A 23407-nucleotide genomic window follows, 5' to 3' on the forward strand; every position below is an offset into this window, starting at 1 on the left:
GTTACTGATTACTTGCGGCTTTTCCGCTTTTTACCGGCCGGTGCCGATTTTTTCGCGCCTTTCTTTGAGGCTTCGCGCGCAGCTTCGCTGGCCAGACGCTCTTTCGCGCTGGCAGGCTTTCCGGACTTGCCACGCTTGCCTCCCTTACCAGCCCGATCACCTTTACCGCGCGGTTCACGCTTGGCGACATCCAGGGCATCCCGGTCAGCGGTACGCTTTTGCGGTTTGCTGGTGAGCTCTAGGTCAATCTTGCGATCTTCCAGACCCACCCGCACTACTTTCACCTTAACCTCATCCCCCAACCGGAAGCTCACCGCTGTGCGCTCGCCGATCAGCCGGTGCTTGGCCGCATCATGGTGGAAGTAGTCGCCACTCAATGTCGAGACGTGCACCAACCCTTCAATATAAATATCGGCCAGTTCAACAAAGAAACCGAACGGCACCACCGCTGCAATTACGCCTTCGTATTCCTCGCCCACGTGATCCTTGAGAAACTCACACTTGAGCCAAGCCATTACGTCACGAGTGGCATCGTCAGCCCGACGCTCAGTCATCGAACAATGTTCGCCGAGCTGTTCAACTTTCGCGTAATCGTATGGGTAGGCGGCCAGTTCCAAGTCCAACTCTTTCGGCGACACCACATCTTTCTGCACGTCCGGGCTGTGAATGCAGGACTTGATAGCCCGATGCACCACCAGATCCGGGTACCGGCGAATGGGCGATGTAAAGTGCGCATAGCTGGCAAAGCCAAGGCCGAAGTGGCCACTTTCTTCCGGGCTATACACTGCCTGGCTCAATGAGCGTAGCATCACCGTCTGAATGACGTGAGCATCTGAGCGGTCAGCGACTTCGGAAAGCAACTGCTGATAATCCGCAGATGTTGGCCGATCACCGCCGCCCAACTGCAAGCCCAGCTCACCAAGGAACAGACGCAATTTCGCCAACCGTTCTTCGGACGGGCCTTCATGCACCCGGTACAGAGCCGGTATTTTGTGCTTTTTCAGGAAACGGGCCGTGGCCACGTTTGCGCACAGCATGCACTCTTCCACAATCTTATGAGCATCGTTCCGGTGCACCGGAACAATCTCTTCAATCTTGCGCTGCGCATCGAAAACAATTTTGGTTTCAGTGGTTTCAAAATCGATCGCGCCGCGTTCGGTGCGTGCCTTTCGCAGCAGCTTGTAGAGCTCGTACAAGTTATGCAAATGCGGCAATAAGTCGGCGTAATGCGCACTGAGTTTATACCCTTGCTCGGTATCCGGGTGCTCAAGCATGGTACTGACTTTGTTGTACGTCAGCCGCGCATGGCTGCGCATAACCGCCTGATAGAAGGTATAACCACTGATGTTACCGGCCGCACTGATGGTCATGTCGGCGACCATACACAAACGGTCAACATCCGGGTTCAGGGAACACAGTCCGTTTGACAGCTTCTCCGGAAGCATTGGCACAACGTGATCGGGGAAGTACACCGAATTGCCACGCTCGAACGCTTCTTCGTCGAGCGGAGAGCCTGCGCGCACATAATGAGACACGTCGGCAATCGCTACGACCAGGCGATAACCACCCCGAGGGCGAGGCTCGCAATAAATCGCATCATCAAAGTCTCGAGCGGACTCATCATCGATGGTGACCAACCGCATGTTTCGAATATCGACACGGTTTACTTTGTCTTTTTCCTCAACTTCCGCTGGGATCGCTGCTGCTTGCTCGCCGACAGCATCGGACCAGCTGTGCGGTATTTCATAAGAGCGGATGGCTACATCGATTTCCATGCCCGGCGCCATGTGTTCACCTAATACCTCAACGACCCGCCCGGTGGGCTGGGTTCGAATCGTTGGCTGACGCAAGATCTCAACCACCACATACTGGCCGTGCACCGCTGAGCCAATGTTTTCATCCGGTACTAAAATCTCGTGATTGATGCGCGCATTTTCAGGCACAACAAAAGCAATACCGCTCTCTTTGAAGAACCGCCCTACGGTCTGTTCGGTGCGGTGTTCGAGCACTTCAACGATCACGCCTTCTCGACGGCCACGGTCATCAACCCGATCCACGCGCGCTGCCACTCGATCGCCATGGAACACCTGTCGCATCTGGCGGGCAGTCAGAAACAGATCGGAACTGCCGTCGTCGGGAATCAAAAAACCAAACCCATCTCGATGACCGGAGATTTTGCCAGTCACCAATGCGGCTTCTTCAATAGGCAAGAATGCATTCCGGCGGTTACAGATCAACTGTCCATCACGGCACATGGCAATCAAGCGCCGCCGCAAAGCTTCGATACCTTCCTCGGAGGCCTGCCCTAATTCCTGGCACAGGGTTTCGTGAGTGGCAGGGGCACCACGCTCTTTCAGGTGATTGAGGATAAACTCCCGGCTTTGGATGGGATTGTCGTATTTCTGGGCCTCACGTTCCGCGTGAGGATCCCGTGTATTTTTTTTCTTGGAAACCATTCGGGTCCTTGTTATTCAGGCCGCAAACACTGCGGCAAAATTCATCAACTCACACAGTATAACGTTGGCATTTGAAACCTGCATGACAAGGGGGACATTAATAGGCACAAATACCGTGAAAACTTTTTTCACTAAAACATTTGACAGGCCAGAAAGGAATTATTAAAGTACGCGCCATCGGTTGAGGGGCACCCTTCAATCTTGGCAGAAACGCTTATTCTTACTGAACAAACAGCGCAACTGCAAATCACCTGCCGAGGTGGTGAAATTGGTAGACACGCTAGCTTCAGGTGCTAGTGGGGGCAACCCCGTGGAGGTTCAAGTCCTCTCCTCGGCACCATTTCCTCCCCCAGGAAATGGCTTATCAAATACCTTATTTATTAAGCCTCTAACAAGCATTTATGCTTGATCTTTCTTCGCATTGATAAAAAAAGCGGCAGCCTTGCAGACATACCGCTTGTGACATCAGCGGTTTTCTATCTAGTCAGAGACTTCATCTTCTAACCCTTCGATCAAATACTCCGTAAGGGTCTTATACGCATAAGTCACCTGCGCGAACGCGACGCCGTTCCGCTCTTGAACCGGTTCTCCGCATACCGTGGTTGCCCCCGCCCGCTTTAACTCGGCTTGCTGGGGGTAGTTCACGGTTTCCGCGGTCACATCGGCCTGATTCAGTGCCGGGTAGGACAAATGCCATTGGAACGCGCCATCCACAGAATCGACACGGTCCAGGTTGGCGACGACTGAGTTTTGTACCGGGTATTTAACAAGCCGCTGAACTACCAACTCGACTGACGGCTCCTCCGGTTTGGTGTAACTGCGATAGTCGTACTCAAAGACGCGATCGTACTCATTAGCACCCTCGGAGAGAGTGGCTCCAAACAACCGCGTGACATACGCATTTTCTGGAATGACCGGCTCATCGTCGGTACCAACCGGGGCGCAGCTATCACCGGCCCCGGCGTCTTTGAAGATAACCGAGCGCTCAACCGTTTCACCACGTTCAATCCGGTATCCACTAACCTGACTGCCACCTCCCATCTCGGCGGGAGAATTCTCAACCACCAGAGAAAGGACTCGGTCTGCTCGCCCAGAAACAACTTCAACCACGGCACTTTTATCCGCCCAGCTCCATACAATCTCCGGACTTCCGCCCAGTTCCGTGCTGTCAGGCTCAATGCCTTGTGTCGCCTTATGACACTGGGTAACGGTGTCAAAGTAAGCCCGTTTATTTGGCCAATCGAACACGATACGCTCATGAATACCGCCTTGGCCGTATAGTTCCTGCCCCTGATCGGACAAAGACACAGCCGGCAACCACTGCGTATTCAGTGCCGCCATGTAACCATCGGCTTGCACCAGTCGCATCACCTCGGGCAACGACGGCTCCATACAGCCCTGACTCGAAACGGATAACAACCGCCCGCTTTCCGAGTAGTCAAACATCAGCTCGGCGGAGGGGCTCAGATCTCTCGCGGGCAACGTGCTGGAACGATCGGAGTGTGCCGAAACATTCACTCCTGTCACAAGCACCGGATTACTTAACTCAATGGGAACAACCGGTAACTCCAGTGCATTCGGGTCCACGTTGGCGTAATTCCCTCCCGATGCTGCTGCATCCACCAGCTGCATCACCTCTGCGGCATTCTGAACCAGCGATATCCCGAGCAGTTGCACTGACTCGGCTGACAAAAAGCGCTCTGTACCATCGCTGCCACCTTCCGCCAGCAACGCGTTGTAGTCATCCGGGATCTGGCTCGCCATAAACCGGGCCAACGCCCGGGCATAGGCATGCGCCCGGTCATCGCTGGCGAGCACGTAATCCTTCAGCAAGTTCAGCCCGTTCAGGTCGGCGAAGCGCTCCGACGAAACGGCACCAAGCCCCGGGCTGATCGAGCTACCCACCACAGCGCGGTAGCGAGCCAGTGTCGTCAGCGGGGTTACGTTGGTCACACCGGGGCTGGCCGACATCAGGTAAGCCCGCGCAACGGCAACCTCACCGTTACGGGTTTCTTCCAGAGTTTTGCCGGGCAACGCCAGCGCATACAAGGGGTAATCCCGGGGGTCTAAATCCTTGCCTAAAGCACTAGGGACATCGAATTCCGAGATATCGAGATCAAAGTGCCCGCCGGCAACGGTCATGGCCGTGGGCTCGCCATTTGCCAGCGTGTAAGTTTCACCGTTTGCTAACAGAATTTCGAGCGGGCCCTTGCTGTATTGGCCGTCGCCATCCAGATCCAACCAGACGCGAGCGTTGCGAAGGTAGCCGTCAATAACCCGCCCTGAGTAAGGTGCAGGCTTGCTGTAACTCACACCATCAAATTCGCGACCATCAACCGGTAGTTGGTCGGACTCTTCACCACAACCAGCGAGCGCTAGTGTTAGCAGGGGAACGGAAAGACTGAGCAGGGGTTTCATCACGGCAACCATTTATCCTTGTTAGAAGGTTGTGCCGTTACTGTAGGGAATACCGAAGCCGGAGACCTTGACCGGCTTGGCAAATTGTAAAGTTTGGTAAACGACAGGCCTGATTACTCAAAGCCTGTCGTCTGGAGGGATATTAGAACGAGCGGGCGACGATTTCTTTCATGATTTCGTTGGTGCCGGCATAGATGCGCTGTACACGTGAGTCGGCCCAGGCGCGAGCAATCGGGTACTCCCACATATAACCGTAACCACCGTGCAGCTGCACGCACTCGTCCATGACTTTACACTGCAGGTCAGTGGTGTGCTGTTTGAGCATGGCCGCCGTTGGAATGTCCAACTTCTTCTCCAGGTGCAGCTCCAGGCAGCGATCCGTGAACACGCGAGCAGCCGTGATCTCCGCTTTCAGTTCCGCCAGTTTGAAACGGGTATTCTGGAACGCCACTACCGGTTTACCAAACGCCTTCCGCTCTTTCACGTAATCCAGAGTCCACTGCCAAGCGGCTTCCGAAGCCGCCACCGCCGTGAGCGCCACTTGCAGGCGCTCAGCCGGCAACTCGCTCATCAATTGAATAAAGCCCTGCCCTTCTCGGCCACCCAACAGATTCTCTGCGGGTACTTTCACGTCCTGAAAGAAAAGCTCGGAGGTATCCTGCGCTTTCATGCCCACTTTGTTCAGGTTCTGCCCTTTTTCGAACCCTTCAGAAGCAGATTCTACAATGAACAAGCTGGTGCCTTTGGCGCCCTCTTTGGGATCGGTTTTAGCAACGACGACAACCAGATCCGCTAACTGACCGTTGGTGATGAAGGTTTTGGAACCGTTCAGAAGGTAGTGATCGCCGTCTTGGATGGCGGTGGTTTTCACGCCCTGAAGGTCGGAACCGGCACCCGGCTCTGTCATGGCAATCGCCCCTACCATTTCACCGGAAGCCAGCTTGGGCAGGTAATGGGCTTTTTGCTCATCGGTGCCATAGTTGTAGATGTAGGGGGCGACGATGTCTGAGTGAAGGCTCCAACCAATCCCCGTCAAACCGGCTTTCGCCACTTCTTCCATGACCACCGCAGAATAGCGGAAGTCTGCCCCAACACCACCGTATTCTTCGGGCAATGTCGGGCATAGAAAGCCCAGCTCGCCGGCTTTGTGCCAGATTTCCCGGCTGACCTGGCCGTCTTTCTCCCATTGTTCATGGTGAGGCGCCGCCTCTTGCTCGAGAAACTTACGAACGGAATCCCGAAAACCTTCAAGATCGGCATCAAACAAAGTACGTGGAATCATGGCAGAGCCTCGCGTGTCGAGTGGCTTGTTTTTATCTTCAACCAGTCTGTGACGAGGGCGCCGCGCACTCAATGGTGAAAACCATCAATCGCTTTGGCCAAAACCAACGCATGCAATGGCCCTACTCTGCTTTCTATTCTCCCCAGCGCGGAACCAACGTTTGCGGAAAACCCAGATGATCAAGAATCCGCGCCACCATGAAATCCACCAAGTCTTCAATCGATTGCGGTTTGTGATAGAACCCGGGGCTCGCCGGCATGATGACAGCGCCCATGCGGGTAAGCTTGAGCATATTATCGAGGTGCACTTCTGAATAAGGGGATTCCCGCAGCACCAAAATCAGCGGCCGGCGCTCTTTCAGAGCGACATCACCGGCACGCTCAATGAGATTGTTGCTGGCACCGGTGGCTAACGCCGATAGTGTCCCGGTGCTACAGGGGCAAATCACCAGCGGCGCTTTTTCACCCGACCCCGAGGCCGGAGCCGAGAACCAGTCTTCGCGGCCAAACACCTGAATCTGGCCCTCGTCGGCACCGGCGTATGCGGTAAACGCGTCGGCCATAGCAGGCGGCGAGCCCGGCAGGCGGAAGTCGGTTTCAGTGGCAATCACCACCTGCGCTGCGCGGCTGACCATCACGTTCACCCGGCAACCATTGGCCACCAGACACTGAATCAATCGCAGCGCATACTGGGCGCCAGAAGCGCCGGTGATAGCAAGATTAACGACCTGAGGTGACTCAGCCACGCACTTTCTCCAATTCGGCGACCAGTTTGCGGTGAATACCACCAAAACCACCGTTGCTCATGATGACAATGTGGCAGGTTTCCGGCAGTTGTTCCAATGCTCGGGCGATCAGCGCCTCCACAGAATTCTCGACGCTGTGGTGATCCAATTCGCCGTGTTCTGCCCGCCAGCTTTCAACCAGCTCCGGCAACCAATCCATATCACTGAGGTTACCCCACAACACCCGGTCTGCTGCTTCAGCGCTTGGGATCAGGGTTTGTTGATGCACGCCTTGCTTCATGGTGTTGGAACGCGGTTCGATGATCGCCAGAATGGGTTCGTCGCCTACCTGATTCCGCAGCCCTTCCAAAGTGGACGTAATCGCGGTGGGATGATGGGCAAAATCGTCATAGACGGTCACGCCGCCAACCTTTCCCACCAACTCCATGCGGCGCTTCACACCGGAGAACCGGCACAGGGCCGCTACTGCATGATCCGGCGTCACGCCCACATGGCGCGCTGCGGCAATGGCCGAGAGCGCGTTGCGCACGTTGTGTTGGCCGGTCAGCCCCCACTTCAACACTGCCACCGGTTGTTCGTGGTGAATCACCATAAACTGGCTACCGTCTTCCCGAAGCAGTTCCGCGCGCCAGTCGGTAGTACGGGATATTTCGCTGCCAATGGCGGTGTCCTGGACGGGGCTCCAACACCCCATATCCAACGCCTTGTCTAAATGCTTATCCACGGCGGGGCGAATGATCAGCCCTTGCGACGGCACCGTGCGTACCACATGGTGGAATTGGCGCTCGATGGCTTCAACGCTGTCGAAAATGTCCGCGTGATCGTATTCCAGATTATTTAGAATCAAGGTATTCGGGCGGTAGTGAATAAACTTGGAGCGCTTGTCGAAAAACGCGCTGTCGTATTCATCGGCTTCAATCACAAAGAAATCACTGGTGCCCAACCGCGCCGACACCGGAAAATCCTGCGGCACACCCCCGACCAGATAACCGGCATCAAAACCGGCCTGATCCAGAATCCACAACAGCATCGAGGTGGTTGTGGTTTTGCCATGGGTGCCAGCAACCGCCATCACCCAGCGGTGCTTCAGCACTTCCCGAGACAACCATTCGGGGCCAGACATGTAATCAATGCCGCGATTAAGCACCGTTTCAACCTCGACATTGCCCCGGGACATGGCATTGCCTATCAGCACCAAATCAGGCTTCGGCTCCAGATTCTCTACCCGGTAGCCTTCCATCAGCGCGATACCTTGGGCCTCAAGCTGGGTGCTCATAGGGGGGTAAACACCTTGGTCGGAACCGGTCACGGTATGCCCCAATTCCCGCGCGATCACGGCCAAACTACCCATGAACGTGCCACAGATGCCCAAAATATGTATATGCATTAGGGTATTGCCTCCGATTTGAATCCTGCCAAGCCTCTACCATACTTTCTGCGGGGTCAAGAGTCGGCATCCCCTCATGAAAAACGACCGTGTTTGGCGTATCATTCGCGGCAACTTTGAACCAGCAGGAGGCTTGAGCCCGCGATGGCGATCAAAAACGCATTTTATGCCCAATCTGGCGGAGTAACCGCCGTCATCAATGCTAGCGCATGCGGCGTTATCCAGACCGCACGTAAGTACCCGGATCTGATTGGCAAAGTATACGCCGGCCGCAACGGCATCATCGGTGCCCTCACCGAAGAACTGATCGATACCAGCCTGGAATCAGATGAAGACATTCAGGCGCTGATCCACACCCCGGGCGGTGCGTTCGGCTCTTGCCGCTACAAGCTGAAGAACTTTTCTGAAAACCAGCGCGAATACGAGCGTCTGATCGAAGTCTTCCGTGCCCACAACATCGGCTACTTCTTCTATAACGGCGGTGGCGATTCCCAGGATACGGCTTACAAAGTGTCACAGCTGGCCGACAAAATGGGCTACCCCATTACCTGTATTGGCGTGCCGAAAACGGTCGATAACGATCTGCCGTTCACTGACTGCTGCCCGGGTTTCGGCTCTGTCGGCAAATATATTGCCACCTCTACCCTGGAAGCCAGCCTGGACATCAAGTCCATGTGCGAAACCTCCACCAAGGTGTTCATTCTGGAAGTGATGGGCCGTCACGCTGGCTGGATCGCCGCTGCGGGTGGCTTGGCGGGTCAGGAAGAAGGTGAACCACCTCACATCATCCTGTTCCCGGAAATCCCGTTCGACCGCGAGAAGTTCCTGGCCCGTGTTGATCAGTGCGTGAAAGACTACGGTTACTGCGTGGTTGTAGCCTCTGAAGGTGCCCAGTACGACGACGGCCGCTTTGTTGCCGACGCCGGCGCTAAAGATGCCTTCGGCCACACCCAGCTGGGCGGTGTCGCTCCGGCTCTGGCGAACATGGTCAGACAAGCTCTGGGCCACAAGTACCACTGGGCCGTTGCTGATTACCTGCAGCGTTCCGCCCGTCACATTGCATCCGCCACAGACGTAGAGCAGGCTTACGCAGTGGGTGAAGCAGCCGTAGAAATGGCCCTCGCTGGCAAGCAGGCCCTGATGCCCACCATCGTGCGTGATCAGGCCAAACCTTACCGCTGGTCGATCGGCGAAGCCAATCTGAGCGAAGTGGCGAACCAGGAAAAGAAAATGCCCATCCATTACATTACGGATGACGGCTTCGGCATTACTCAGGACTGCCGCGACTACCTTCAGCCGCTGATCGAAGGGGAAAACTTCCCGCCTTTTGAAAATGGCCTGCCGAAGGTTGCCAAGCTGAAAAACCAATTGGTCGAGAAAAAGCTGAAGACAGAATTCAAACTCTGATCAGCGGACCTGAAAGCAAAAGCCCGGCTACTGAGAAGTAACCGGGCTTTTTTGTGCCGCTGAGGCGTATCTGCGGAGTCTGTTTTTACACGCCGTGACGACGCACGTACGCGAAAAACTCATCACAACCACCGACGTATTCAGACCCCACCAGAATTTGGGGTACCGTATGCACGGGCTGACCGATCCGCTCAGCCACATCTTGCTTGCTCAAACCCTGCTCGACCATATCAATCCAGGTATAGGGAATGCTCTGAGATTCACACAGGTCTTTGGCTCGCAAACAAAAACCACAACTTGCGCGACCGTATATCGTGACCTGTTCCATAACAACCTCCTGCATCAAGGGCTACGCCTTGTGGTGAATAAGACAAAAACTGTAATTGCCACAAATAATGACACGCGCAGAAAAAATTAAAAATTGATCCTGCGCATAGTGCTCATAGTAAGTACCGATACCTGGCAAGAGCCCGGGCTCAGGTTTTCAGGCGTTTCAGCTCGCCATCCAACACCTGAACTTGGTCGTCGAGTGCTTCACCACTTTGACGTACCCGCTGTGCCAACTCGCGCAGGTCCGTGGCCGCATCCCCGATTTGGGTCAGGTTGCGGTTGATCTCTTCGCTCACCGAGCTTTGTTCCTCCGCCGCCGTGGCCACCTGGGTAACGTGCTCCACGATGCCACCGATACGCTCAACAACCGTAGCCAGAGAATGGGCGGCTTCTCGGGTGCCGTCCACCGCGCCAGAAGCCCGGTCTACGCCATACTGAATCACCGACACAGCGCCCGTGACATCGCCTTTCAACGCGGCGATCATATCGCTGATCTCATCGGTGGATTCTCGGGTTTTCGAGGCAAGGCTACGCACTTCGTCTGCCACCACCGCAAACCCTCGCCCTTGCTCACCAGCCCGGGCAGCCTCAATGGCCGCGTTCAGCGCCAGTAAATTGGTCTGTTCGGCAATGCCCCGAATTACCTCAATAATCCGGTTAATTTCTTCACTGCGCTGCTCCACCTGCCCAATCGCCGAGCTAGCCTGCCCCATATCATTGGCCAGCGCATCCACTTCTTTGACCGCTGAGCCCAAGGTGTCCTGAGTAAACTGAATGCCATCACGGGCAGCACGGGCATTGTCGGCCGCTTCACCCGCAAAACCGGCTACTTCGCCTGCCGCGGCGGACATTTCATTCATTGCGGTAACCACACTATCGATATCCCCGTGCTGCTGGCCGGTCTGATCATCAATGTCGCGACTGACCGCCCCCATATCCGTGGCCTGGGCTCGCACTTTGACATTGACCTCTTTCAGGTCACTGATCATTTCTCTCAGGCGGGCGAGGAATTGGTTAAACCCGCCCGCGAGATCGATGAGTTCCGCATGGGTATCAATATCCAGCTCGCGCGTCAGATCACCCTCTGCACTGGCCAGATTCTGCATTCTGTCGCGGATTTCATTCAGCGGTCGGGTTACCGAACGCACCAACAGAACCAACAACACGATGGCCATCAACACCACGATCGCGGCCACTACCGCCTGACGCGCAGCGGTACTCGCCACCTCTGCCGACAATAAGTCAGTGATATCGTTCACACTGGCAAGGGCCACCTGTCGAGGTAGCTCGATCAACAATGACCACTCGCTACCCGGCAGCGTGACCTTAACCGGATGCGCAACCGCAAGCGTATGCCCGTCATCGAAATGCCCATCCGATTGATGCAGTTTGGTGAACGTCGCGGCCAGTTCGGGCAAGGCCTCCCGAAGCGGCCGCCCCAAATGCTGTTGATAATGGCTGGAGGCAGCAATCAGACCTCGCTCACTCAACAGCGTCACTCTCGACTCGCCGTCATACAGGCCCTTGCTCACCTGCTTCACCATGGCCTGTAACGTGGTGAGGTTGATGTCGATGCCGACGACTCCGGCGAACTGCCCCTCGCTTAACACCGGTACGATCAGGCTGGTCATCAGCTCTGAATACCCGTCCTCGATTTCGTAATCGTAGGGCTCCAGCAGGCAGGGCCGGAGAGCGTCCATCGCGCACAGATACCACTCCGATTCGCGCTCACCAAACTCGTTGCGCGCGTCCAAATATTTTTCAGCCGGATCTTCTGTGCGGCTGAACTCAATGTCTCCCTGCGGGTCCCGGAAATACGAAATATCCAGTGTGCCTTCGTCACTGCTGTGTTCCGCGGCTCCGTCTTTGAAAAACTCATCCAACCCATCGTAGGCGTCGGGCTCAAAGTGAGCGTAAATGGCGCTAACCTGGGACTGCTCCGCCAGAACGGCGCGAAGCGTATCTTGCAGCGCCCACCTGCTCATACGTCCAAACTTGTCGTCTTCCAGATTTTGACTGATCAGAACCCGGAGTGTTTCCGGTGTTTGGTACGCGGCGTCAAACTTCCCGGCCACCAGCTCCCCGTACTGGCCAGCGGTTGCACCCAGTTGGTCCATCACAATACCCTGCACGGTATCCCGCGTATCCGCAGATAGACGTTCCTTCATATCGCCCAGTGACCATTGCGCGGTCAATACGATACTGAGGCTGAGCAGCAATAGCAGTGCGATCACCAGGCCGTATAGCTTGAAACGGAGCGAAAGGTGTTTCATAGAACCCAAAACCTATTAAAGTAAGCGTTAAAACCCATAGTAGAACATGGAGCGCCCATGGCGTACCTCACCCTGTTTTTGACATCCTTTGCGGCCGCCACGCTGCTACCCGCGTATTCCGAGATACTGCTTGGCACTTTGGCCAAGCAAGGGCTGCCACTGTTCTGGCTTTGGCTCGCAGCCACCCTTGGGAACACACTGGGTTCTGTTGTTAACGGAATTATCGGCCGGCAAGTCGATCGCTTTAAAGACAAACGCTGGTTCCCGATTAGTGAGATGCAACTGCACAAAGCCCGAAACCGCTTTAACCGGTACGGGCAGTGGTCACTGCTGCTCGGCTGGTTACCACTGGGCGGGGATGCCCTGACACTCATCGGGGGCGTGATGCGAGTGCCCTGGCTGAACTTTATCGTTTTGGTAGGCATCGGCAAAGGCCTCCGCTACGCCCTCGTCATCTGGGCGGTTGAGAAAGCCTTCGGCTAACGCTACTCAGGGTAAAGGTAACGCCGGAGAATATCTTCCCCGTTAAACTCCGAATACAGCACCGCGATGAAGGTATAAACGCCAATCAGCTTCCGATTCAGGAATACAAATTCCTTGGGCGGCACTCGGAAGTACCGGCTGATGGCTGAACGAGCGGCTTGCTTGGCAACCCGCGACGGCAAGTCGCTTTGCCGCCAGCGGTATTCACCTTGGTCGTTTACCGCGTAATCCGGCCACTGGCTTCGATCCCGGGCCAGAGGTTCCAGTACCGACATACACACGGAACCAAACTTTTCCAGCACAGCTTCCGGCCACTCGCGGCTCATGAAGTTCAGTGTGACACCACCATCAATGACTGCTTCGAGATCACCCTCATAGGAGGCCTTGATCATCTGAATCACCGGCGCGAGGAATTCATCGGAATAGCTTTGCACGGCACCAAAATCGAGCAATACGATTTTGTCCTGCCCGCTGTCTTCACCCGGCTCGTTGGCAATTCGAATTCGATAATTCCCAAAGTTCGGGTCGGTCTGAATTTCGCCCCAATCGAACAGTTCGCTGAAGAACAGTTCCAGAGCCGCTTTGCCCAGTTCGCTGCGCCGCGCCTGTGGCAAGGCGGCAACTTCCGGCGAACTCACAGAATGGCCGTGTTCGTAGGTGGATGCGATGATATGGTCGGTCGAATATTCCTGCAACACCCGGGGTACCACGAACCGCGGGTCCTCGCCGAGCATGGCACGGAATTTTTCGGTGGTGCGTGCTTCCAGCCGATAATCCACCTCGCGGTGCATCATCTCCCGGACTTCTTCCAGCCAGTCGTTAAACTCCGGGCCAAAGCTGACCAGGCGGGCAACTCTCAATAGCTGGGCCACGGCGTTCAAATCGCTGTCTACGGCATCCGCAACACCGGGGTATTGCACTTTCAACACCAACTCCAGCCCGTCGCTTTTTCGAACCGCGCGGTGTACCTGCCCTAAAGACGCGGCCCCGATAGGCTCGGGGTCTACGTCCAGCTCTGCCAACCGGCCAGCGCCCATTTCAGCCTTAAGCACACGCTCTATGGCTGGCCACTCCAGCGAGGTAGTCTGATCTTCCAGAGTGTGCAGCGCTTCAGTGACTTCGTCCGGCAAAAAATGTTCACCGTACAGCGCCATCACCTGGCCAATTTTCACCACACTGCCTTTGAGCTTACCCAGCTCGTCTACCAGAAATCGGGACTGGCTCGACAACATGGCACGGTGGCGCTGATCACGGTTTTCTTTGCTGCTGAACCAGTTAGTGGCCATGTGGGAGGCCATGCGGGTCCCGGCGAACAAGCCGGCCTTGGTCAGCGACAGTCGGCGTTCAAAGCTGCCGGTCTTGATGCGAGACACGGATTTTGCGGGCTTTTTGGTAGACATGAAGAACCTGTCTTAATGTGGGGTGTTCGAACTTGTGGTCAGTGAAAGGCACCGCCCAACAACTCTCACGCTACATTATATCGACACTGCGCGCAGACGGCTTATCCCGTCCGCCCCGCCAGGAAGGCTATACGGGCCAATGTGTGCCGCTTTACCAGCCCTGTTTGAACTCGACGCTCTGCCCGTCTAGCCCCGCGATCAGGGTTTTAACCAGATGCTGCTCCACGTCGTACACCGACACACCCGGCACAAAATGGCTGACCTGTGACATCGACATGCCGGCATACCCACACGGGTTGATGCGAGAGAACGGCTCCATATCCATGTTTACGTTCAAAGCCAAGCCGTGAAACGAACAGCCTTTACGAACCCTTAGACCCAGCGAGGCAATTTTTGCGCCGTTGACATAAACACCCGGTGCGTCAGATCGGGGGGCCGCGTCGATGTCATAGTGAGCCAAAGTACGAACGATCGCCTGCTCAATCTCATCAACCAGTGCCCGGACACCCAACTTGCGACGGGTCAGATCAATCAGCAGGTAGACAACCAACTGACCGGGACCGTGGTAGGTAACCTGTCCGCCCCGGTCCACCTGGATTACCGGAATATCACCCGGCAAAAGAATATGTTCAGCCTTACCAGCCTGCCCCTGGGTAAACACTCGCGGATGCTCGAGGCACCAAAGCTCATCAACCGTGTTTTCGTCGCGTGAGGCGGTGAAGGATTTCATTGCCTCCCACGCTTCCATGTACGGCTGTTGCCCCAGAGAGCGGATGATAAGATCTGTCATCACAGCACCATATGAACGCGGCCAGTAGCCTTCAGTTCTTCGAACAATGCTTTGAGCTGAGGTTCCCCGGTCGCCACGATCTTTACCCGAACCGAACAAAACCGACCATTGCGGCTGTCATTGACGGTTATATCAGCCCTATCAATGCCCGGCGAATGTTTCTCGACAATGGCGGCAACCACATCAATGAAATCGGGGGCAGAGTCTCCGATCACCTTGATCACGTAATCGCATGGAAACTCTATTTTCGGTGCTTTCGGCTCAGTCATGCCGCCCTGTACTCCCACGTCGTTGCGGACTATCCGCACGGTGTTAATTGAATAATTGAATGAAGAAGAGCTTGATGGAATCCCACAGACGTTTGAACAGACCGCCCTGCTCTACCTCAGTCAGCGCCAGAACCGGTTGCTCGACCACGGTTTCACCGTCAAGCATCACCCGCACTTGACCCAGTTCCTGACCCATCTTAATGGGCGCTTTAATCACGGAATCAAGGTCCACCGTCGATTCCAGTTTATCGCGGGAACCGCGTGGAATGGTCACGTAGACATCCTCAGCCATACCAACCGAAACCTGGTCAGCCACACCGCCCCAGACATCTGCCGCCATCAGCTCCTGGCCGGCACGGAACAAGCGCTCGGTTTCATAATAGCGGAAACCGTAGTTCAGCATTTTCTGGACTTCCTGCGCCCGGGCCGCCGAGCTGCTGGTGCCCATCACCGAGGCAATCAAGCGGGTATCATTTCGCTTCGCTGACGCAACAAGGCAGTAACCCGCTTCTTCGGTGTGGCCGGTTTTCAGCCCGTCCACACTGTCGTCACGCCACAGCAACGCATTGCGGTTCGGCTGACGGATGTTGTTGTAAGTAAAATGTTTCTCGGCATAGATCGGGTAGTTTTCGGGGTAATCCTGAATAATAGCCCGGGCCAGAATCGCCAGATCATACGCCGTAGAGAAGTGATCCGGTGCCGGCAAACCGGTGGCATTCCGGAAGTTGGTATTCTTCATTCCAAGCAACTGAGCTTGCTGGTTCATGATATCCACAAAGGCTTCTTCGCTACCGGCGATGAATTCCGCCAAAGCCACCGAGGCGTCGTTACCGGACTGGATGATGACACCTTTCAGCAAATCGTGAACGGTCGCAGTGGTACCTTCACGCAGAAAAGTACGTGAGCCTTCGGTGCGCCAGGCATTCACACTGATCGGTACGCTGTCCTGCATGGAGATGCGCCCCTCATCGAGCTCACGCTCAACGATGTAGGCCGTCATCATTTTGGTCAGACTCGCCGGCGGCAGACGTTCGTTGCTGTTGTGTTCCATGATCACACGGCCACTGAGCGGATCCATCAGCACCCACGAGCTGCCGGCTATTTTAGGTGCCGACGGGATCAGCACCGATTGCGCGGCCGTCTGCGCGGAGAACACTGTCAAAGACAGAGCCAGAAGAAAGATTCGAGTAAACATTTTGAAAGCCATGGGTCGTTTCATTCGCTGTCAGAGGTTTGTCTTATGTGTGATCTGAACTCAAAGGGCTCAGTGTGTGTCCGTCAGGACAATGGAGTTGCCGAAACCTTTTGCCTCGATCAGGTTCTGGGCATACCGGGCATCGTTCTCATTACCAAACGGGCCCACTTGCACCCGGTGGAAGCGCCCGTTACTCGTTGAAACTTGCCGCACCCGAACCGGATCTTCAAGCTCTCGTTGAGCGCGGGCGAGCATTGCGTTTGCAGGCTCCAGGCTACCAAACGCCCCGAGCTGAACAAACAACGCCTTACGGGTGCTTTCAACCGCCGGCTTTTGGGGTGCAACCGATTCCGGAGCTGGTTTCGCCATCACGGTTTCACCATTAGGACTGTACGGCTTCCCGGCCAGAAACATGGAGCCGTCAGGTTTAACCGTAATAGCCTCCACTTCCACCCGTGCCGTGCCGCGAGATTGGTAACCCAGCTTTTTGGCCGCCGCGTACGACAAGTCGATCAGCCGGTCACCGTGAAACGGCCCCCGGTCGTTGACCCGAACAACCACCGAGCGACCGTTGTCCAGGTTGGTCACGCGGGCATAGCTCGGAATACGCAGCGATTTATGGGCCGCCGACATGGTGTACATGTCAAACACTTCGCCATTGGAGGTTTTGTGGCCATGAAACTTCTGCCCGTACCAGCTGGCGGTTCCCTGCTTCACGTATCCGTCGTTGGAATCAACTACGTGATAACTTTTGCCCCATACCTTATAGGGGGACTTGTTGCCCGCGCGGCGGGGTGCTTCGTAACGAGGCTCGGCGTCGGCCAAGCCACTGACGTCGTAATCCCCGTCAGGCGCCCGGTCTTGTTTTAGGGTGTATCGTGACGAATGGTCGACTTCTGGTGTGCTGGAGCAGCCCGTTAAAACAACGGCAACCATTACCACCCAAAAGCCTATGTTAAAAATATTCGTCATAATTGCACGCAACTCATTGTTTGGTTTGTCAGAGCTTACTGACCTGCAATATTGTAACGGGTTCCCACGGGCCTTAACCATTACCGGCCAGCCATGATTCGCCAGCGTCAGGCGGTAATCATCCGGCGATGGGTGTGAATCGACATGAGCACCCCGAACGCTGCCATCAAGGTAACCCCGGAGGTTCCACCATAACTGATTAGCGGCAAGGGCACACCGACCACCGGCAACAACCCGCTAACCATCCCTACGTTGACGAAGATGTAGATAAAAAATGTCATGGTCAACGCCCCTGCCAGCAGGCGCGCATAGGAATCCTGAGCCGACACCGCGATGTACAGGCAGCGCAGAATGATCAGAAAATACACCGCCATTAGCAGCATCATGCCAACAAAACCGAATTCCTCGGCCAGCACAGCCACGATGAAATCGGTGTGGCTTTCCGGCAAGAACTCCAGATGGGACTGGGTCCCCTGCAGCCACCCCTTGCCGTCCATCCCTCCAGAGCCGATCGCCGTTTTGGACTGAATAATGTTCCAACCCGCGCCGAGCGGGTCACTTTGCGGGTCCAACAAGGTGAGAACTCGTTGCTTTTGGTATTCCCGCATCACGAAAAACCACATCAACGGTGCAGAAACTGACACCGCACCAAAAAACGCGGCTATGAGTTTCCAGCTCATACCGGCAAAAAACACAACAAAAATACCGGCTGCGCCCACCAACAACGACGTACCCAAGTCGGGCTGCTGAACAATCAGGAACATCGGAAGCAATACAATAAACAGCCCGACCATCACCCGGCCAAGGGTCGGCGGCAGGAAGTACCGAGAGAGGTACCAGGCCGCCATCATCGGGACCACCAGTTTCATTAACTCGGAAGGCTGGAACCGCGGCAGGCCCGGTATCGCCAACCAGCGCTGCGCACCTTTAGCGCCCACACCCACCAGCAACACCGCCACTAAACCGGCCAGCCCTAGCGCATACAACCAAGGCGACCAACGCCTGAACACCGCCGGGTCCAACTGAGCAAACACCAGCATTACGCCAAACGCCACCGCCAACCGGATGCCCTGCGCTTTGACAACGTCAATATTTCGGTCGGCCCCGCTGTAAAGTACAAACAGACCGCCGCCGACAAGCGTCACGATTAGGAATAGCAAAATCGGGTCGAGGTGCAACACGTCCCAAATGCTCCGCGACCGCCCCAGTCCCGCATCCGTCTTGGCGCCTAACAAATCGTTCCCCAGCCCCATTAGTGTTCACTCCCGTTCGGGGCCACCTGGCCCAACATCTGGCTTGCCTCTGCCGCGGGGAACTCTTCCAGCCAGGCATCAAACAACCCACGGGCAACGGGTGCGGCAACGCTGCTGCCGCCACCGCCGTTTTCGACAATGATGGCGACGGCAATCTTGGGGTCGTCCGCTGGTGCAAAACCGACGAACAGCGCATGATCCCGAAGCCGTTCCTTAATCTCTTCCGCGTCGTATTCTTGGTCTTTTCCGAGGCTAAACACCTGTGCGGTACCTGTTTTGCCCGCCATTCGGTAACTGGCTCCACTTGCGGCTCGTCGAGCGGTACCACGGGCTCCGTGCATCACTTCCTCCATGGTATCGACCACGTACTCCCAATTTTCCGGATCTTTCAGAATCAGGGGGGTGTGGGTTTCTGCAGGCAAAAAATCAGCCGCTGACCGCTCGCCGCGAATATCTTTCAGCAGGCGGGGCTCAACCCACTCGCCACGATTGGCGATCAACGCAGTGGCCGTCGCAAGCTGCAACGGTGTAGCCAGGAAGAAGCCTTGACCAATCCCCATGTTGACGGAGTCCCCGGGATACCACGGCTGATTGCGCATGGCGCGCTTCCAGCCGTCAGATGGCAACAAACCGTTCAAGGCGCCTGAGACGTCTAGAGTTGCGTCTTCACCAAAACCAAACGCTGAAAGATATTGGTGCATGATGTCGACCCCCATATCGGCGGCCACATCGTAGAAGTACACATCGCAGGACTGGGCCATTGCATGCTTAAGATCCACCCAGCCATGCCCGGAACGCTTCCAGTCACGGTACCGTCGACCTCCTTCACGCAACTGGAAATAACCCGGGTCCCAGATCTTCCGGTCACGGGTTGTCACCCCACTATCCAGCGCCGCCACCGCCATCATCGGTTTGATAGTTGAGGCCGGCGGATACTGGCCGCGCAACGCTCGATTGAATAACGGCTTGTCGTTACTTTCACTGAGCGCACGGTAGTCCGCTACACTGATGCCTGTGACAAATTTATTCGCATCAAAACCGGGCACACTCGCCAAGGCTAAAATACCACCGGTCGCTGGCTCTATCGCCACAACGGCACCCCTTCGTCCCTCCAGCAACTCATGGGCTTTGCGCTGCAGACGCAGATCGAGATGTAACTCCAGATCTGCACCGGGTACCGGATTTTCGCGCTCTAATACACGCAAAATCCGACCACGGGCGTTTGTCTCAACGTGTTGGTAGCCAACCCGGCCATGCAAGACTTCTTCGTAAAAACGTTCAATCCCGGATTTGCCAATGTAGTTGGTGCCTGCGTAGTTGACCGGATCGATCCGGTTCAGTTCTTCGCGATTGATACGGCCAACGAACCCTAGAGCATGAGCTGTGAGGTCGCTGTGAGGGTAATAACGAACCAGCTCTGCGGTGACTTCCACGCCCGGAAACTCATGCCGGTGTACCGCCATCGTGGCAATATCCGCTTCACCAAGGTCATAAAACAGGGGAATTTCCTGAAAAGGTCGCCGTGGCTCGTTCAAGCGTTTCCTGAAGCGTTCGAGGTCTTCTTCTGCGATTTCAATGATGCCGCCCAAACGCGCCAGAGTTTCGTCAATAGGAGCGGCCCGCTCGGGCACAATGGTCAGACTGAAGACCGGACGGTTTTCCGCCATCAGCTCGCCGTTTCGGTCATACACCAAACCACGAGGTGGCGGCACTGATTGCACCTGCACGCGGTTTTTATCAGACAGCGTGTTGTAAACGTCGTGCTCAACAACCTGCAACTGATACATGCGGGCCAAAAGCCCGGTCATCAACAACACGACGAACAGCAACATCACCAACGCACGGCGTTGGAATAACCGGCGCTCTGCCGCGGTGTCTTTGAATTCACCCCAAGCCATAGCTCGCCCTAGGCCCGGTGGTATGGATGATTACGTGTGATCGACCAGGCACGGTACAGCTGCTCAGCCAGCAGAATACGCACCAAAGGGTGAGGTAAGGTAAGGGGGGAAAGTGACCATTGTTGATCGGCCCGCTGCCGGCAAGCGTCGGCGAGGCCATCCGGGCCACCCACCAGAAAAGACACGTCCTGGCCATCTTGCTGCCAGCGCTCCAGCTGGCTGGCAAGTTTTTCCGTTGACCACGGCCGCCCGCCCACTTCCAACGCAACCACCCGATCCCGCTGCCCTACAGCGGAAAGGATCGAATCGCTTTCACGCTGCATAAGTCTTGGGATATCAGGGTTTTTGCCGCGGTGAGGCATGGCAACTTCAGTCAACTCGAGGGGCAGCTCCGGTGGCATCCGGCGCGCATAATCGTTATACCCAGCAGTGACCCAGTCGGGCATCTTCTGCCCCACGCAGATCAATCGCAGGCGCATGATTATTCGCTGCCTGCCGCACCAGCGTCCGGAGCATCACGCCAGAAGCGTTCCAGATCGTAGAATTCCCGGGCCGCTGGCATCATCAAGTGCACAACCACATCGCCCAGATCGACAAGAATCCAGTCACTGCCCGGCGCACCTTCTACGTTATTCGCCCGCATGCCTTGCTCTTTGGCTTCGATAACCACGGAATCAGCCAATGATTTCACGTGTCGGCTGGAGGTACCCGATGCGAGAACCATAAAATCAGTAACGCTGGTACGATCACGAACATCAACCACGCTGATGTCTTGCGCTTTGATGTCTTCCAGCGCGTTTACGACCAGATCTTTCAGTTGTTCTGCCTGCATAATTACCCTGTGTTCCGGGCGCTGGCCCAGATGGCCGCCCGATTAGTGATATTCAAGCGCGATTGTAGCACTAAAAGTTTCTGTCGGGGCAGGCACCGTACAGGCCGTGCTCATGAATTCTCTGCAAGACAGAATCGGGCAACAGGTAACGTGGTGAATGCCCGCATGAAATTCGCTGACGGATCCCGGTTGCGGATATCTCAATTAACGGTGCATCAAACTCAAGAATCTTGCCCGCAGGCGCCTGGCACAGATCTTTTGCCGTGGCGGCACGATGTTCTTCAAGCAAGCGTTTGGCCACACTACCCTCGGGTAAATCCGACCCGGGGCGTTTAACCACAATGATGTGCGCCAGGGCGGGAATGTCCTGCCACTCACGCCACCGATCAAAACTGGCGAAGGCATCGGTGCCGACCAGCATCACCAAAGGCTCGTCGGGGCCAATGTCCTGTCGCAGTTGTCGCAACGTATCGGCAGTATACGATGCCCCGGCGCGCCGCAATTCCCGATCATCCACACGCAATTTTGCTTCACCCTCTATCGCAAGAGCGATCATCTCGAGCCGCTGAGCGGAGCTTGCACCGGTATCACCACGATGAGGTGGAATGTGGCAGGGCACCAGATTCACCTGCGGCACCTGCAGCACTTCAGCTACCTCGAGCGCTAAACGCAGGTGTCCGTGGTGGATCGGGTCGAAGGTGCCGCCGTAGATAACGTACATCAATCAGGCCCGGATGTGACCATCACCAAAGACTACGTATTTCTGAGACGTCAAACCATGCAGCCCAACCGGGCCACGGGCATGGATCTTGTCGGTGGAAATACCGATCTCGGCGCCCAGCCCATATTCGAACCCGTCAGCAAACCGTGTCGAGGCGTTGACCATCACCGAACTGGAGTCTACTTCGGTCAGGAAACGGCGGGCTCTTGTGTAGTTTTCGGTAATGATGCTTTCGGTATGCTGAGAACTGTAGCAGTTGATGTGGTCTATAGCCCCGTCCAACCCCGTTACAACCCGCACTGCGAGAATCGGCGCAAGGTACTCTTCGTGCCAATCCTCTTCACTCGCGGCAACTATGCCCGGGAGAATCTTTTGCGTTTGCTCACAGCCCCGCAGTTCCACGCTTTTCGCTTTAAATTCTGCCGCCAGCAACGGCAACAGGTCTTCGGCAATTTCCACGTCCACCAGCAGGGTTTCCATGGTGTTGCAGGTGCCGTAGCGATGGGTCTTGGCATTGATGGCAACTTTCAGAGCCTTTTCGGGATCAGCGTGGCTGTCGATGTAGACGTGGCACACGCCATCGAGGTGTTTGATCACCGGCACTTTGGCATCCCGGGAGATACGTTCAATCAGGCCCTTCCCGCCCCGAGGTACAATGACATCGATATACTGCGGCATGGTAATCAATTCGCCCACGGCATCCCGATCTGTGGTTTCAACGACTTGGACGGCGGTTTCAGGCAAGCCTGCCGCCGCCAACCCCTGAGCAATACACGCGGCCACGGCTTGATTGGAGTGGATGGCTTCAGAGCCGCCGCGAAGAATGGTCGCATTGCCGGATTTCAGACACAGGCTGGCGGCTTCAACGGTCACGTTCGGGCGCGACTCGTAAATAATGCCGATCACCCCCAGAGGCACTCGCATTTTACCCACCTGAATACCCGACGGACGATAGTTCATATCCGTAATCTCACCCACCGGGTCGGGCAAGGTCGCCACTTGCTTCAACCCTTCGATCATTGTGTCGATGCGGGCTGAGGTCAGCTCTAACCGGTCCAGCATCGCAGCATCCAACCCGTTGGCCCGCCCGTTCTCCAGATCTTTCTGATTGGCCTGCGCAAGCTCCGACCGGGCCCGATCAAGTGCGTCTGCGGTGGCTGAAAGCGCGTGATTTCTCACGTCCGTTGACGATCTGGCAACTTCTCGCGCGGCGGCCCGAGCCTGCTGGCCCAGCTGCGTCATGTACGCTGCAACGTTCATTGATTTACCTTTTTATTTGCAAGCTGAATCTAAAAC

At 55.9% G+C, this 23407-nt stretch carries 20 protein-coding genes and 1 tRNA gene; 3 read left to right on the forward strand and 18 right to left on the reverse strand.

The features are described 5' to 3' along the window. Positions 1 to 8: 8 nt before the first annotated feature. Positions 9 to 2456 (reverse strand): ribonuclease R, encoded by a 2448-nt coding sequence (gene rnr, locus MWU64_RS07460; RefSeq protein WP_247063041.1) that lies wholly within the window; start codon positions 2454 to 2456, stop codon positions 9 to 11. 253 nt (positions 2457 to 2709) lie between these two features. On the opposite strand from rnr, the gene MWU64_RS07465 reads away from it, so the two are divergent. Further along, positions 2710 to 2796: transfer RNA gene (locus MWU64_RS07465), tRNA-Leu, on the forward strand. A gap of 140 nt (positions 2797 to 2936) precedes the next feature. Here MWU64_RS07465 and MWU64_RS07470 read toward each other — a convergent pair. The 4 genes from MWU64_RS07470 to mpl form a co-directional block, all read right to left on the reverse strand. After that, positions 2937 to 4874, reverse strand: coding sequence for a hypothetical protein (locus MWU64_RS07470; RefSeq protein ID WP_247063236.1), 1938 nt, complete (start codon positions 4872 to 4874; stop codon positions 2937 to 2939). 142 nt (positions 4875 to 5016) lie between these two features. After that, a complete protein-coding gene (locus tag MWU64_RS07475; RefSeq protein WP_247063042.1) occupies positions 5017 to 6156 on the reverse strand; it encodes an acyl-CoA dehydrogenase family protein in 1140 nt (379 codons plus the stop codon). Positions 6157 to 6289: 133 nt separating this feature from the next. Continuing rightward, positions 6290 to 6901 carry a flavin prenyltransferase UbiX gene (locus MWU64_RS07480; protein WP_247063044.1) on the reverse strand — a complete coding sequence of 204 codons (612 nt, stop codon included), beginning with the start codon at positions 6899 to 6901 and terminating at the stop codon, positions 6290 to 6292. Continuing rightward, the gene (mpl, locus tag MWU64_RS07485) at positions 6894 to 8288 is read right to left on the reverse strand and encodes a UDP-N-acetylmuramate:L-alanyl-gamma-D-glutamyl-meso-diaminopimelate ligase (RefSeq protein WP_247063045.1); all 1395 of its coding nucleotides are present in this window, start codon (positions 8286 to 8288) and stop codon (positions 6894 to 6896) included. Before mpl ends, MWU64_RS07480 begins: the two co-directional genes overlap by 8 nt. Before the next feature lie 144 nt (positions 8289 to 8432). On the opposite strand from mpl, the gene MWU64_RS07490 reads away from it, so the two are divergent. Further along, complete coding sequence (locus tag MWU64_RS07490) at positions 8433 to 9695, forward strand: 6-phosphofructokinase (RefSeq protein ID WP_114332938.1); 1263 nt, start codon at positions 8433 to 8435, stop codon at positions 9693 to 9695. 85 nt (positions 9696 to 9780) lie between these two features. On the opposite strand, the gene MWU64_RS07495 is transcribed toward MWU64_RS07490, so the two are convergent. Beyond that, complete coding sequence (locus tag MWU64_RS07495) at positions 9781 to 10023, reverse strand: GrxA family glutaredoxin (RefSeq protein WP_114332937.1); 243 nt, start codon at positions 10021 to 10023, stop codon at positions 9781 to 9783. 148 nt (positions 10024 to 10171) lie between these two features. Further along, positions 10172 to 12298, reverse strand: coding sequence for a methyl-accepting chemotaxis protein (locus MWU64_RS07500; protein ID WP_247063046.1), 2127 nt, complete (start codon positions 12296 to 12298; stop codon positions 10172 to 10174). A 57-nt stretch (positions 12299 to 12355) separates the two neighbouring features. On the opposite strand from MWU64_RS07500, the gene MWU64_RS07505 reads away from it, so the two are divergent. Continuing rightward, positions 12356 to 12781: a YqaA family protein gene (locus tag MWU64_RS07505; RefSeq protein WP_247063047.1), complete on the forward strand. Its 426-nt coding sequence runs from the start codon at positions 12356 to 12358 to the stop codon at positions 12779 to 12781. Positions 12782 to 12783: 2 nt separating this feature from the next. Here MWU64_RS07505 and MWU64_RS07510 read toward each other — a convergent pair whose 3' ends face one another. From MWU64_RS07510 to MWU64_RS07560, 11 genes are all read right to left on the reverse strand, one after another. Further along, complete coding sequence (locus MWU64_RS07510; RefSeq protein WP_247063051.1) at positions 12784 to 14181, reverse strand: AarF/ABC1/UbiB kinase family protein; 1398 nt, start codon at positions 14179 to 14181, stop codon at positions 12784 to 12786. Between the two features lie 151 nt (positions 14182 to 14332). Continuing rightward, complete coding sequence (lipB, locus tag MWU64_RS07515) at positions 14333 to 14971, reverse strand: lipoyl(octanoyl) transferase LipB (protein ID WP_247063053.1); 639 nt, start codon at positions 14969 to 14971, stop codon at positions 14333 to 14335. After that, on the reverse strand, positions 14971 to 15240 hold the full coding sequence (locus tag MWU64_RS07520; RefSeq protein ID WP_247063055.1) for a DUF493 domain-containing protein: 270 nt from the start codon (positions 15238 to 15240) through the stop codon (positions 14971 to 14973). The genes lipB and MWU64_RS07520 overlap by 1 nt, the downstream gene beginning before the upstream one ends. A 43-nt stretch (positions 15241 to 15283) precedes the next feature. After that, positions 15284 to 16435 (reverse strand): D-alanyl-D-alanine carboxypeptidase family protein, encoded by a 1152-nt coding sequence (locus MWU64_RS07525; RefSeq protein ID WP_247063238.1) that lies wholly within the window; start codon positions 16433 to 16435, stop codon positions 15284 to 15286. Positions 16436 to 16504: 69 nt separating this feature from the next. Beyond that, entirely contained in the window at positions 16505 to 17407 is a 903-nt protein-coding gene (locus MWU64_RS07530) for a septal ring lytic transglycosylase RlpA family protein (protein ID WP_247063057.1), read from the reverse strand. Between the two features lie 107 nt (positions 17408 to 17514). Then, a complete protein-coding gene (rodA, locus tag MWU64_RS07535) occupies positions 17515 to 18660 on the reverse strand; it encodes a rod shape-determining protein RodA (RefSeq protein ID WP_247063059.1) in 1146 nt (381 codons plus the stop codon). Further along, positions 18660 to 20558, reverse strand: coding sequence for a penicillin-binding protein 2 (gene mrdA / locus MWU64_RS07540; protein ID WP_247063061.1), 1899 nt, complete (start codon positions 20556 to 20558; stop codon positions 18660 to 18662). The genes rodA and mrdA overlap by 1 nt, the downstream gene beginning before the upstream one ends. Before the next feature lie 8 nt (positions 20559 to 20566). Beyond that, positions 20567 to 21037, reverse strand: a complete 471-nt coding sequence (gene rlmH / locus MWU64_RS07545) for a 23S rRNA (pseudouridine(1915)-N(3))-methyltransferase RlmH (RefSeq protein WP_247063062.1) — start codon at positions 21035 to 21037, stop codon at positions 20567 to 20569. Positions 21038 to 21039: 2 nt separating this feature from the next. Further along, positions 21040 to 21390 carry a ribosome silencing factor gene (gene rsfS, locus MWU64_RS07550; RefSeq protein ID WP_247063066.1) on the reverse strand — a complete coding sequence of 117 codons (351 nt, stop codon included), beginning with the start codon at positions 21388 to 21390 and terminating at the stop codon, positions 21040 to 21042. A gap of 70 nt (positions 21391 to 21460) precedes the next feature. Next, on the reverse strand, positions 21461 to 22111 hold the full coding sequence (nadD, locus tag MWU64_RS07555) for a nicotinate-nucleotide adenylyltransferase (protein ID WP_247063068.1): 651 nt from the start codon (positions 22109 to 22111) through the stop codon (positions 21461 to 21463). Between the two features lie 3 nt (positions 22112 to 22114). After that, positions 22115 to 23371, reverse strand: coding sequence for a glutamate-5-semialdehyde dehydrogenase (locus tag MWU64_RS07560; protein ID WP_247063070.1), 1257 nt, complete (start codon positions 23369 to 23371; stop codon positions 22115 to 22117). Positions 23372 to 23407: the final 36 nt, after the last annotated feature.

Source organism: Marinobacter sp. S0848L (genome assembly GCF_023016065.1).
Lineage (GTDB): Bacteria > Pseudomonadota > Gammaproteobacteria > Pseudomonadales > Oleiphilaceae > Marinobacter.

What these genes read in the sequence shown, in the direction of transcription:
- rnr (WP_247063041.1), bottom strand. Translation starts at nt 2,456, where the DNA reads ATGGTTTCCAAGAAAAAAAATACACGGGATCCTCACGCGGAACGTGAG.
- MWU64_RS07470 (WP_247063236.1), bottom strand. Translation starts at nt 4,874, where the DNA reads ATGAAACCCCTGCTCAGTCTTTCCGTTCCCCTGCTAACACTAGCGCTC.
- MWU64_RS07475 (WP_247063042.1), bottom strand. Translation starts at nt 6,156, where the DNA reads ATGATTCCACGTACTTTGTTTGATGCCGATCTTGAAGGTTTTCGGGAT.
- mpl (WP_247063045.1), bottom strand. Translation starts at nt 8,288, where the DNA reads ATGCATATACATATTTTGGGCATCTGTGGCACGTTCATGGGTAGTTTG.
- MWU64_RS07490 (WP_114332938.1), top strand. Translation starts at nt 8,433, where the DNA reads ATGGCGATCAAAAACGCATTTTATGCCCAATCTGGCGGAGTAACCGCC.
- MWU64_RS07495 (WP_114332937.1), bottom strand. Translation starts at nt 10,023, where the DNA reads ATGGAACAGGTCACGATATACGGTCGCGCAAGTTGTGGTTTTTGTTTG.
- MWU64_RS07500 (WP_247063046.1), bottom strand. Translation starts at nt 12,298, where the DNA reads ATGAAACACCTTTCGCTCCGTTTCAAGCTATACGGCCTGGTGATCGCA.
- MWU64_RS07505 (WP_247063047.1), top strand. Translation starts at nt 12,356, where the DNA reads ATGGCGTACCTCACCCTGTTTTTGACATCCTTTGCGGCCGCCACGCTG.
- MWU64_RS07510 (WP_247063051.1), bottom strand. Translation starts at nt 14,181, where the DNA reads ATGTCTACCAAAAAGCCCGCAAAATCCGTGTCTCGCATCAAGACCGGC.
- lipB (WP_247063053.1), bottom strand. Translation starts at nt 14,971, where the DNA reads ATGACAGATCTTATCATCCGCTCTCTGGGGCAACAGCCGTACATGGAA.
- MWU64_RS07520 (WP_247063055.1), bottom strand. Translation starts at nt 15,240, where the DNA reads ATGACTGAGCCGAAAGCACCGAAAATAGAGTTTCCATGCGATTACGTG.
- MWU64_RS07525 (WP_247063238.1), bottom strand. Translation starts at nt 16,435, where the DNA reads ATGTTTACTCGAATCTTTCTTCTGGCTCTGTCTTTGACAGTGTTCTCC.
- MWU64_RS07530 (WP_247063057.1), bottom strand. Translation starts at nt 17,407, where the DNA reads ATGACGAATATTTTTAACATAGGCTTTTGGGTGGTAATGGTTGCCGTT.
- rodA (WP_247063059.1), bottom strand. Translation starts at nt 18,660, where the DNA reads ATGGGGCTGGGGAACGATTTGTTAGGCGCCAAGACGGATGCGGGACTG.
- mrdA (WP_247063061.1), bottom strand. Translation starts at nt 20,558, where the DNA reads ATGGCTTGGGGTGAATTCAAAGACACCGCGGCAGAGCGCCGGTTATTC.
- rlmH (WP_247063062.1), bottom strand. Translation starts at nt 21,037, where the DNA reads ATGCGCCTGCGATTGATCTGCGTGGGGCAGAAGATGCCCGACTGGGTC.
- rsfS (WP_247063066.1), bottom strand. Translation starts at nt 21,390, where the DNA reads ATGCAGGCAGAACAACTGAAAGATCTGGTCGTAAACGCGCTGGAAGAC.
- nadD (WP_247063068.1), bottom strand. Translation starts at nt 22,111, where the DNA reads ATGTACGTTATCTACGGCGGCACCTTCGACCCGATCCACCACGGACAC.
- MWU64_RS07560 (WP_247063070.1), bottom strand. Translation starts at nt 23,371, where the DNA reads ATGAACGTTGCAGCGTACATGACGCAGCTGGGCCAGCAGGCTCGGGCC.